Here is an 8,581-nt window from a genome sequence, read left to right as displayed (position 1 = left end):
GCCGGTCGGGGCCCACCCCGACCGGGGGAAACCCCCATCCCTAACGGAACAGTGGCACATAACAGTGATCTTGGCCCGGGGCCCTGTGGACAAACTCCGGCTGTGGATAACCCCCGACCCGGACCACGACCGAGAACGCCCACCCCGCGACCCCGCCGTGCGTTCTATGTGGTCTCGACCTGCTTCGGCGTGGCGGGAGTGGTGGGCGGGACCGCGGGGATGGTGATCGTGATGGTGCGGCCGGTGGCATCGCCCCGGCCGGTGGTGTCCTGCGGATCGGCACCGGTGGTGACGGGCGGTTCCGGGGCCGGTGTCGTGGCCTCGGCGGGGCTGAGCGTCGCGGTGGGCTGCTCGGTGGGGCTGAGCGTCGCGGTGGGCTGGTCGGCGGGGCGGGTGCGGAGCTGGAGGACCACGGCGGAGACCATGACCAGGGCGCCGCCGGCCAGCTGGAACGGGGTCAAGGACTCGCCGAGGATGGTGGCGGCCAGGATGGTGGCGATGACCGGCTCGGAGCCGGAGAGGATGGCCGCGGTGGACGGGCCGGTGCGGTGCAGGCCGGCCAGGAAGGTGAACATCGCGACCACCGTGGAGATCAGGGTGATGCAGGCCAGCCAGAACCAGCCCTCGGGGCGGAAACCGAAGTCGGCGCCCCCGGTCAGCGGGGCGTAGACGGCCATCGTCGCGGTGGCGCCGGTCATGATCAGGGCGGAGAGCTGGACCGGTGGGATCCGGCGTACGGCCGTGTCGGAGATCAGGATGTAGACGGTGTAGGTGACCGCGCAGCCGAAGCCGAGCAGGGCGCCGGTCAGGTCGAAGGCGGCGCCGGTGCTGCCGGCCAGCAGGAGCAGCGTGCCGCCGGAGGCCGCGGCGAGCGCGCCGACCCGCCGTGGGGTGAGCCGGTCGCGGCCGAGCAGGACGGCGCCGACCGTGACCATCAGCGGGTAGGTGAAGAGGATCAGCGAGAGCAGCGAGGCGTCCAGCCGCCGCAGGGCCTCGAAGTAGAGCATCGCCTGGAGGGCGTACCCGATCGCGCCCAGTCCGAGAGCGGTCAGGACGGCGCCGGGCGTGAGGCGGGCCCGGGTTCGGGACTGGAAGCGCAGCAGGGTCGCCAGGACGGCGGCGGCGAGGGCGAAACGGACGAGGAGCAGCGTGCCGGGGGTGACGCCCGCCTGGTAGGCGAGCTTGCCGAAGATCGACGTGGCGCCGAACGCGGCGGCGGAGACGAGGCAGAGGAGCGGACCCATGAGGCTGAGCATCGGGCCGCCGACCGTTCAGGTCCAGTGATGATTTCTGGAGCTGACCGATTAGGATTTGTGCATGGTCGTGCATGATCTGCGCAGGCTCCGCTTCCTGCGGGAATTCGAGGAACGGGGCACCCTCGGCGCGGTCGCCACCGCCCTCGGCTACAGCCCGTCGGCGGTCTCCCAGCAGCTGACCGTGCTGGAGAAGGAGGCCGGCGCGCGGCTCTTCGAGAAGGCCGGCCGCGGCGTCCGGCTGACCGATGCCGGTCACCTGCTCGCCGGGCACGCGCGGATCCTGCTCGCCGCGGCCGAGGCGGCGAGCGCCGACCTGGCCGCGCTGAACGACGAGGTCCGCGGCACGGTCCGGGTGGCCGGCGTGCAGTCGGCGGCCCGTCGGCTGCTGGTCCCGGCGGTGGCCCGGATGATGGCGGACCATTCCGGCGTACGCCTGGAGGTCCTGGAAGTGGAACTTGAACAGGCCCTTCCCGAGCTGCGGCTCAGCGCGGTCGACCTGGTGATCAGCGACGAGTACGACGGCCATCCCCGCCCGCGCCCGGACGGCCTGCGGTTCGAGGTGGTGCACGAGGAGCCGATGCGGTTGATCCTGCCGGTGGCGCACCCGCTCGCCGCGAGTGGCGACCCGGTGCCGATCGCCGCGCTGCGGAACGAGGCGTGGATCTCCACGGTCGAGGGGACCGGCCACCACGCGATGGTCCTCGGCACCTGCCGCTCGCTCGGCGGCTACGAACCGGACCTGCGGCACTGGGTCTACGACGCCGAGGTCCAGCTGGAGCTGGTGCGGACCACCGGTGCGGTCGCCCTGCTGCCCCGGCTCGCGCTGCCGGAGTCCGACCCGGCGCTCGCCTTCCGCGACGTCGCCGAGGCAGCCCTCGGCCGCCGCCTGGTGATGGTCACCCGGCAGGGCCGTCAGGAGACGGCGCTGACCGCTCTGGTCCGCGTCGTCCGGGAGCAGGCCCGGCTCCTCGGTCGTGCGGATGGTGGGCTCATCGGTCGTGGAGATGGCGGGTGAGTACCTCCTCGACCTCCTCGACCAGGTGGTGCAGCGAGGTGGGCTTGGTGAAGTACCGGTCGGCCCCGGCGGTCATCCCCTCGGTGATGTCCTCGGGCTGGATGTTCGCGGAGAGCAGCACGATCGCGATGTCCCGGAGCCGGGGGTCGCGGCGGACCAGCTGGCAGAGATCGGTTCCGGTCAGGTTCGGCATCCGCACGTCGGCGATGATCGCCGCCGGGTGGTCGTGGATGAGGATCTCCGCGGCGCTCCGCCCGTCGTCGGCGGTGACGGTGCGGAACCCCGCCTTCTCGAACGTGTAGGAGAGCAGGTCCCGGATGTCCCGGTCGTCTTCGGCGATCAGGACCAGTGGGTGGGTCGTCATCAAGGTGGGCTCGCTCCTGTCGGCCGGCTGCCGGAATGGCGACCGTGTCCCAGCATGTTGTTCGGCGTCGTTGTAGAAGCGACCGAGTGCAGAACGGGTGCGAGCGGGTTGCAAGGTCGCCAAACGGGTGTCAGAGCCGTCCGGTGGCCTTGAGGAGCAGGTAGACGTCGGCGACCCGGCTGGCGAAGGCACCGGCGTCGGCGTCCACCACGGTCGCGCCCGAGCGGCTCAGCACGTCCCGGACCTTGTCGCGCTGGGCCAGTACCCGCTCCGCGGCCGCGGCGGTGTGCACGTCGGCGGCCCGCGCCCCGGCCGGCAGCACCGCGAGCGTGGAGACCGCGGGGTCGCGTACCCCGGCGACGATCACCTTGTGCCGGGCGGCCAGCCTCGGGAGGACCGGCAGCAGGCCCTCGATCATCGGGGCGATCTCCAGGGCCGTGAAGATCACCAGCAGCGATCGCTTCCGGTCGCGGCGCAGCATCTCGCGGGCCAGCAGGGAGAAGTCCGTCTCGGCCAGCGCCGGTTCCAGCCCGGCCATCGCGTCGATCAGCCGGGGCAGCTGGGTACGGTGACCGCCGCCCTCCACCCGCGCGCGTACCGCGGTGTCCATCGCCAGCAGGTCCACCCGGTCGTCCGCGCGCGCCGCCAGCACCGAGAGCAGCAGCGCGGCGTCGATCGAGGCGTCCAGGCGGGGCACGTCGCCGATCCGTACCGCCGAGGTACGCCCGGTGTCCAGCACGCAGACCAGCCGCCGGTCGCGCTCCGGCCGCCACGTGCGGACCACCACGTCGTGGTTGCGCGCGCTGGCCCGCCAGTCGATGCTCCGCACGTCGTCGCCGATCACGTACTCGCGCAGCACGTCGAACTCGGTGCCGTGGCCCCGGCCGCGGGTGACCACCGAGCCGTCGATCACCCGGATCCGGGCGAGCTTCTCCGGCAGGATCCGGCGGGACGGGAAGCGCGGCAGCACCCGCAGCGTCCAGCGCGGCGTGTGCCGGTCCGACCAGGCCTGGCGGCGCTGCCGGTACGCGAGCCCGAGCGGCCCGTGCGAGCGCAGCGTCACCCGGATCGCCGGGCGGTCCCCGGCCCGGGTCGGCACCAGCACCGTCCTGACCTGCTCGGACTCACCCGGTGCGAGCAGCAGCCGGTGGAAGAGCGGCCCCGCCCCGGCGGACGGCACCCAGGCGTCCCGCAGGCTGAGGCGGGAGAACTGGGTGGAATCGTTGGTGACCGTCAACGAACAGACGGCGGTGCCGCCGAGCCAGACCGTACGGTCGCCGTCGCGCTGGAGCCGTACCCCGGTCAGCGGCCCGGCCATGGCCAGGTCGAGCAGGGCGAGGAGCAGGGCGACGGCGAGTACCCCGAGCACGGCGAGCCACGGGGCGGGCAGCAGCGCGGGCAGCGGCAGGCCGATCGCCAGCAGGACGGCGAAGCGCCGGGTGACCACGGCCGGCTCAGCGCGGCGCCGGCACGGTGGCCAGCACCCCGGCCAGCACCGACTCGACGGTGACGCCGTCCAGCTCGGCGTCGGCGCGCAGCCGGACCCGGTGCCGCAGCGTCGGCAGGGTGTACGCCTTCACGTCGTCCGGCACCACGTACTCGCGCCCGTTCAGCCACGCGTACGCCTTGGACGCCGCGAGCAGCGCGGTCGCCCCTCGCGGGGACGCGCCCAGCTCCAGCGCGGGGGTGACCCGGGTGGCCCGGCAGAGGTCGACGATGTAGGCCAGCACCGGCTCGGCCACCTCGACCCGCTGTACGGCGGCCCGCCCGGCGGTCAGCTCGGCGGCGCCCGCGACCGCGGTCACCCCGGCGGCCTTCAGGTCCCGCGGGTCGAAGCCCCGGTGGTGGGCCCGCAGCACGTCGAGCTCGGCGTCGCGCTGCGGCAGGGGCACGCTCAGCTTCAGCAGGAACCGGTCCAGCTGGGCCTCCGGCAGCGGGTACGTGCCCTCGTACTCGATCGGGTTCTGGGTCGCCGCGACCAGGAACGGCTGCGGCAGCGGCCGGGGCTCGCCGTCGATGCTGACCTGGCGCTCCTCCATCGCCTCCAGGAGCGCCGCCTGGGTCTTCGGCGGGGTCCGGTTGATCTCGTCGGCGAGCAGCAGGTTGGTGAAGACCGGCCCGGCCCGGAAGTTGAACGCGGCGGTCCGCGCGTCGTAGACCAGCGAGCCGGTGACGTCGCCGGGCATCAGGTCCGGGGTGAACTGGACCCGCTTGGTGTCCAGGTCCAGCGCGGTGGCCAGGGTCCGGATCAGCAGCGTCTTCGCCACCCCGGGCACGCCCTCGAGCAGCACGTGGCCGCCGCAGAGCAGCGCGACCAGGACACCGCCGACCACCGCGTCCTGGCCGACGACGGCCTTGCCGACCTCGGCGCGCAGCCGGCCCAGCGTCTGCCGGGCCTCATGGGAGGAATCGGGGGTGGTCACGAACGGTCTCCTTCGATGATCTCGCGTACCAGGTCCTGCACCGCGGTGGCGGCCGCGACCAGCTCGTCGTCGTTCTCCGGGAATCCGCCGCCCAGGATCGTCTGCACGTCCGCCTCGACCAGGCCGGCGTGCTCGGCGATCGCGGCGATGCCCGCGCCGGGCGGCAGATTGAGATGCTCGGCGAGCCGTCGCCGGGCGGCCGCGCGCAGGATGTCGAGCGACTCGGTGCGGGCGCGGGCGCGCTGGTAGAGCCGGGCGTGACCGAGCATGGTCTCGTTACCGGCGACCCGCGACGGCAGCGGCTCCGGCACCGGCGCGCCGAGGCGGCGGGCGGCCGCGACGGCGAGCGCGAGCAGGAACAGCAGGAAGAGCGCGAGGGTCGCCCACACCGCCGGCGGGAACGCGTCGGCGAGCGGGTTCTCCTCCGCCTCCGGCCCGGTGCCGGTGCCCGTGCCGCCGTCACCCGGGGTGCCGCCGGTACTGCCGGTGCCGTCGGTGCCGGTGGCCTGCGGCGTCGCGGTCTCGGTCGCGTACGGGTCGGTGGTCGCGTCGCCGTCGCCGCTGGGCGGGACGTAGGCGGGCGGCGTCTCCCGGTCGTGCACGTCCAGCCAGACCACCCGCCGGGTCCGGCTCAGCAGGCCGACGGCGAGGGCCGCGTTGCCGTGCTCGCCGATCCGGTCGTTGCGGAACGGGTCGGCCGCGCCGACCACGGTGACCGTCGCGCCGTTGAAGACGAAGGTCACCAGCCCACCGCGGTAGCAGGAGGTGGCGTTCGCTGACTGATAGTGAATGCGTTCGACGGCGGCCGGTCCGGCGGCGAGCGCGATCGGGTCGTCGCATCCGGGTGCGGGAGCGGCGGCCGTCCAGCGGTTGCCGCCGCTGATCTCGACCGGCCAGGTACCGCTCGCCTCGTCCAGGTCCGCGGCGGTCGGCGCGACCACCACCACGTGTGTGCCGGCCGGCACGGCGCCGTAGTGGGAGATCCGATCGAGATCGGCCAGGCTCGGGGTGGTCACGAACAGGGTGGGCACCTCGCCGCCGGACCAGAGGACGTCCAGGGCCACCGCGGTGCTGGTCTCCCTGTCGACGGTCACGCCCCGTGCGGCCAGCCGCTCCGCGAGCGTGCCCGACCCGGTCCCGGCGGTGCTCGACGGGCTGAGATAGCCGGTGCCCTCCGGGTCCGGCTGCTGCGTCGCGTGCACGATCAGCGTGCCGGTGACCAGCGTGAACAGCGCGACGACCGGGATGGCGACGCGCAGCCAGCGGCGGCCCCTCGGCGTGCGTGCCGCGGCCGCGGGCACCGGCGCAGGGTTGCCGGGCACAGGGTTGGGACGGGTATCGGTAACGGTCATGGCCGCTCCTCCACCGGGGGATGGACGGCGGGCGCGTGCAGCGCGTCACGGACCTCCGCGGTCAGTGTGCGCATCCGGTCATCGTGACCCGACGATGCGGGGCGCTGGCCGTACCAGACCTCGGAGAAGAGGGCGGTCGCACCGGTCAGCGGCGCACTCACCGCCGGACGCCTGGTCGCGGCCAGGGTGGCCAGCTCGGCGGCGGTCGTCCCGGGCTGCGGCGTGACCACTCCGGCCCGGGTCAAATCGGTCACGGTCTCCCGCAGCCGTTCCCGGATCGCCTCCGCGAACCGCCCCTGTGCCGCCAGCCGGTCGGCCAGCGAACCGCCCGCCTGCGGCGAGGCCACCACGTCAACCCCGGGCTCGGTGTCCGGTTCCGCCCGGTGACTCGCTTCCTGCTTCTTTCGCTTCCGTACGCCCGCAACCCGCTTCCGGCCCCTCAAAAGGCGGAACCGGGGCCAGCGCAGCCGGGGCCACCGGACCCGCGGAAGACGCAGGCGCAGTCGAGGCAGGCGGCGCGGCACCCAGGCCGGCCAGAAGTACCAGAGCGCCGCCGTCAGACCCGTGATCACCAGCAGCAGAAGCAGGGTGAACTGCGGCGACAGCGCGTCGAAGAGCGCCGCCACGAACTCGTCGTAGCCCCGGGTCACCGCGTGACCGCCAGGACCGCCGCGTCGTCCCCGCCGAGCGCCCGGCTCCGGTTGACCGCGATGTCCAGCCCCTCGGTCCGGATCCGCGCCTCGACCAGCAGCACCGCGTCCAGGCAGGCCAGCGCCGGGTACGCCACGGTGTTGGCGAGCGCCCAGGCGACCGGGACCACCCAGTCCATCCACGTCCGGCCGGACATGTCGGCGGCGAGCGAGGCCACCGCGTACCAGCCGATGCCCAGGCCGGCCCGGACCGCCAGCCAGGTCAGGTAGCCGAGGATCCGGATCCGGGCCACCCGCATGCCGCCGCGCGAGGAGAGCCGTGCCGACCGGACCAGCGCCCGGAACGGATTGCCGTACCCCTCCATCGCCATCGACGGTGTGGCCAGCCCGAAGAGCGCGTAGACGGTGACCGCGCCGAACAGCACGTACCCGCCGGGCCAGGCGAGCTGCCCGAGAATGATCGCGACGAGCACCGCGCTCGGGATCCGCGCGTGCCGCCACAGTGCCCGGTGCCGCACCGGCCGTCCGAGCAGTGCCGGCCCGACGGCCGCGCCCGCGTAGCCACCCAGCAGAGTGATGATCGCCGTCTCCAGCGCCAGCCCGGTGACGACCACCGACCACCAGGCGGCCGCGTCGTCGTTCACCCAGTAGAACGGTGGGGTCAACCCGGCCCGCTCGCGCAGGTGGTGGAGCAGGATCTGCTCGCCGGCCGCCAGCACGGCGCCCACGCCGAGCATCGGCAGCGCCCGCTGTCGTAGCAGCGCGACCGCACCGTCGAGCGACTCACCGACAGTGGTCGCTCGCAACGGCAGGATCGCACCGGCCTCTCCCCCCATGGCCGGAGATCCTAGGAGATCACTGTGTGGCGGCGCGGTCCCACCCCGCGCCGCCCGGCCGTCACCCCGGCTGTCGCGGTGGTCAGAGCTTGACGAGGGCCAGGTCCCACTGGCCGTGGGCGTCCTCCCAACCCCGGACGCACTCGCCCTCCGGGAGCAGGTCCGCCCAGCCGTCCTCCTCGAGATCGAAGTCGTTCTCCTCCTCGATCGTCGCGACGATCCGCAGCGCGTCCTCCATGGTGCCGTCGGTCTTCACCCGGATGTGCGCGACGTGCCAGTCGGCACCGGAGAGATCCCGCCCGAGCAGATCCCGCCCGAGCACCAGCTCGTCGTCCACCCTGAACCACGTCCCCGGCCCGTCCACCTGCAGGTTTCCGGTATCGAGGATCGTCAGGCTGTCGCCGAGGTCGGTGCGTTCCCCACGGAGCACGGCCGGATCCAGCCAGTCCGGCAGCTCGTCGAGATGGACCTCGTCGATGAAGTTTCCCCAGGCATAGAGCGCATACATGCGGGCGATCATAGGTCGGGGGTACGACAGGAACCGCCCAAGATCATCCGCCCGCCCTCGAAGCCGGTCTGCGACGCTGCTCCCCGCCGAGCCCGCCGAGCCCGCCGAGCCCGCCGAGCCCGCCGAGCCCGCCGAGCCCGCCGAGCCCGCCGAGCCCGCCGAGCCCGCCGAGCCCGC

At 73.6% G+C, this 8,581-nt stretch carries 9 protein-coding genes; 1 reads left to right on the top strand and 8 read right to left on the bottom strand.

Annotated features, from left to right (window positions below):
- Positions 1-164: 164 nt before the first annotated feature.
- Positions 165-1,244, bottom strand: a complete 1,080-nt coding sequence (locus AB0M08_RS46665) for an EamA family transporter (RefSeq protein WP_364508583.1) — start codon at positions 1,242-1,244, stop codon at positions 165-167.
- A gap of 73 nt (positions 1,245-1,317) precedes the next feature.
- On the opposite strand from AB0M08_RS46665, the gene AB0M08_RS46660 reads away from it, so the two are divergent.
- A complete protein-coding gene (locus AB0M08_RS46660) occupies positions 1,318-2,271 on the top strand; it encodes a LysR family transcriptional regulator (protein WP_364508581.1) in 954 nt (317 codons plus the stop codon).
- On the opposite strand, the gene AB0M08_RS46655 is transcribed toward AB0M08_RS46660, so the two are convergent.
- The 7 genes from AB0M08_RS46655 to AB0M08_RS46625 all read right to left on the bottom strand — a co-directional run bounded on the left by AB0M08_RS46655 (position 2,246) and on the right by AB0M08_RS46625 (position 8,404).
- On the bottom strand, positions 2,246-2,635 hold the full coding sequence (locus tag AB0M08_RS46655) for a response regulator (RefSeq protein WP_364508578.1): 390 nt from the start codon (positions 2,633-2,635) through the stop codon (positions 2,246-2,248). The genes AB0M08_RS46660 and AB0M08_RS46655 overlap by 26 nt on opposite strands.
- A 130-nt stretch (positions 2,636-2,765) precedes the next feature.
- Positions 2,766-4,082, bottom strand: coding sequence for a DUF58 domain-containing protein (locus AB0M08_RS46650; protein ID WP_364508575.1), 1,317 nt, complete (start codon positions 4,080-4,082; stop codon positions 2,766-2,768).
- Between the two features lie 7 nt (positions 4,083-4,089).
- Complete coding sequence (locus AB0M08_RS46645) at positions 4,090-5,058, bottom strand: MoxR family ATPase (RefSeq protein WP_364508573.1); 969 nt, start codon at positions 5,056-5,058, stop codon at positions 4,090-4,092.
- Positions 5,055-6,410 carry a DUF4350 domain-containing protein gene (locus AB0M08_RS46640; protein WP_364508570.1) on the bottom strand — a complete coding sequence of 452 codons (1,356 nt, stop codon included), beginning with the start codon at positions 6,408-6,410 and terminating at the stop codon, positions 5,055-5,057. The genes AB0M08_RS46645 and AB0M08_RS46640 overlap by 4 nt, the downstream gene beginning before the upstream one ends.
- A complete protein-coding gene (locus AB0M08_RS46635) occupies positions 6,407-7,060 on the bottom strand; it encodes a DUF4129 domain-containing protein (RefSeq protein ID WP_364508568.1) in 654 nt (217 codons plus the stop codon). Before AB0M08_RS46635 ends, AB0M08_RS46640 begins: the two co-directional genes overlap by 4 nt.
- Positions 7,057-7,896, bottom strand: coding sequence for a hypothetical protein (locus AB0M08_RS46630; protein WP_364508565.1), 840 nt, complete (start codon positions 7,894-7,896; stop codon positions 7,057-7,059). Before AB0M08_RS46630 ends, AB0M08_RS46635 begins: the two co-directional genes overlap by 4 nt.
- Before the next feature lie 82 nt (positions 7,897-7,978).
- Positions 7,979-8,404 carry a hypothetical protein gene (locus tag AB0M08_RS46625; RefSeq protein WP_364508562.1) on the bottom strand — a complete coding sequence of 142 codons (426 nt, stop codon included), beginning with the start codon at positions 8,402-8,404 and terminating at the stop codon, positions 7,979-7,981.
- Between the last annotated feature and the right edge of the window lie 177 nt (positions 8,405-8,581).

This window comes from Actinoplanes sp. NPDC051851, from assembly GCF_040681165.1.
In the GTDB taxonomy this organism is placed as follows: Bacteria; Actinomycetota; Actinomycetes; order Mycobacteriales; family Micromonosporaceae; genus Actinoplanes.
The sequence above is the reverse complement of the archived record's forward strand: the minus strand, read 5'-3'. Positions and strand labels throughout refer to the sequence as shown.

Coding starts and splice junctions, on each gene's coding strand:
- AB0M08_RS46665 (WP_364508583.1), bottom strand. CDS start 1,244: ATGGGTCCGCTCCTCTGCCTCGTCTCCGCCGCCGCGTTCGGCGCCACG.
- AB0M08_RS46660 (WP_364508581.1), top strand. CDS start 1,318: ATGGTCGTGCATGATCTGCGCAGGCTCCGCTTCCTGCGGGAATTCGAG.
- AB0M08_RS46655 (WP_364508578.1), bottom strand. CDS start 2,635: ATGACGACCCACCCACTGGTCCTGATCGCCGAAGACGACCGGGACATC.
- AB0M08_RS46640 (WP_364508570.1), bottom strand. CDS start 6,410: ATGACCGTTACCGATACCCGTCCCAACCCTGTGCCCGGCAACCCTGCG.
- AB0M08_RS46630 (WP_364508565.1), bottom strand. CDS start 7,896: ATGGGGGGAGAGGCCGGTGCGATCCTGCCGTTGCGAGCGACCACTGTC.
- AB0M08_RS46625 (WP_364508562.1), bottom strand. CDS start 8,404: ATGTATGCGCTCTATGCCTGGGGAAACTTCATCGACGAGGTCCATCTC.